Source organism: Pseudomonas onubensis (assembly GCF_965653655.1).
Classification (GTDB): domain Bacteria; phylum Pseudomonadota; class Gammaproteobacteria; order Pseudomonadales; family Pseudomonadaceae; genus Aquipseudomonas.
On the sequence record NZ_CBFHAZ010000322.1, the window covers coordinates 1 to 410 of the forward strand.

Here is a 410-nt window from a genome sequence, read left to right on the forward strand (position 1 = left end):
TTTCACGATGAAGGATGAAATTTTGAAACGGTTTTTGACTGCGGAAGGAGAACCGATTTCCGGCCAAGTGTTGGCGGATGAGCTAAATGTGTCTCGAACAGCTATATGGAAACATATGCAAACATTGAAGCAGGAAGGCTATGAATTTGAAACAGTAAAAAAACGCGGGTATAAACTTCTATCTGTACCGGATAAAGTGGATATGGGACAATTGCAGCAATTTTTGACGACGGAACGTTATGGCCGCCAAGTACATTATTATGAAACGGTTGAGTCGACACAGCTTGTTGCGCATGAACTTATCCGAGCTGGTGCACCGGATGGCACGGTTGTCATCGCTGAGCATCAAACAGCAGGGCGAGGGCGGATGATGCGTGAATGGGAATCAACAGAAGGGCAAGGGATTTGGA

The 410-nt window shown here is 45.9% G+C and carries 1 protein-coding gene; it reads left to right on the plus strand.

All coding sequences use genetic code 11. The features are described 5' to 3' along the window. Positions 1-410: biotin operon repressor (locus tag ACTD9P_RS30160; protein ID WP_438870506.1), on the plus strand; the 410-nt coding region annotated here is incomplete at both ends.